Here is a 1,034-nt window from a genome sequence, read left to right on the forward strand (position 1 = left end):
GGTATTAAGTGCCTGAATATTATGTCCTATTCGCATAGCATCACCTCCTTGTTTGCTGCCATAAAGGGAATCCTTTCCCTAATGAAAGAAAAACTAATAATCCTAGTACTGTTTTTCAGTTGCTAAGATTATTTGTATCTCATATTAGTTATCGGAAGAAAAAGAAATAGCTTTAGTAAAAAAAGATAAGGTATAAGAGCGTTGCGGAGACACACACTCCTCCTTGCAGCCGTGGGCGGCAGAATAGAAAGTTAATTTTTATCTGTTCCTTAATTCTTGGAATAAAACATTAATATGAAGAATTAAAGTTGGTACTAAAAAAATATTTAAAAAAAATTAAAAAAATTTTAAATTTCCTATAAAGTCCTATGAAAAATCTTCCGATATACTTATCAAAGATACAAAAGAGGTTTTCTTCTAGTCTGGCCAGGTGGGAGAAATCCTTGTTTTGCTTTCTTTAAAAAGTGGGGCATGGACGCCCTTACATTTCAAAATAACAAGGAGGTAATTTTATGATTATCAATCACAACATTCAAGCTCTTAACACTTATGGCCGTTTGAACGCTAATACCGCAAACGGAGCAAAATCCCTCGAGAAATTATCATCAGGTCTCAGAATCAATAAGGCAGGAGACGACGCAGCAGGTCTTGCAATCAGTGAAAAGATGCGTGCTCAGGTACGTGGTTTGGATCAGGCTTCAAGAAATGCGCAGGACGGTATCTCAATGATACAGACTGCAGAAGGTGCATTGAATGAAACTCATTCAATACTTCAGAGAATGCGTGAACTTGCTAACCAGTCGGCAAACGGAACAAATACCGATGCAGACAGAGGAGCTCTCCAGGACGAATTGAACCAGTTGACTTCAGAAATAAACAGAATCGGTAACACTACCGAGTTCAATACCCAGAAGCTCTTAAATGGCGGTTTGGGTTCAAATACTACCGACAAGATTACCAAGGCTACAAGTGCAGCATTGGCAGGAACCTGTCAGAGTGTTTGCGGTACCACAACTGACCTTACAGGATGTACC

At 38.8% G+C, this 1,034-nt stretch carries 1 protein-coding gene; it reads left to right on the top strand.

The window, feature by feature from the left end; translation table 11 throughout:
* Nucleotides 1-512: 512 nt before the first annotated feature.
* Nucleotides 513-1,034, top strand: a 522-nt coding sequence (locus tag N2Z58_09430) for a flagellin (GenBank protein ID MCX7654879.1), incomplete at its 3' end; no start/stop codon positions are given.

Origin of the sequence: Fervidobacterium sp. (assembly GCA_026419195.1) — a bacterium.
Lineage (GTDB): Bacteria > Thermotogota > Thermotogae > Thermotogales > Fervidobacteriaceae > Fervidobacterium.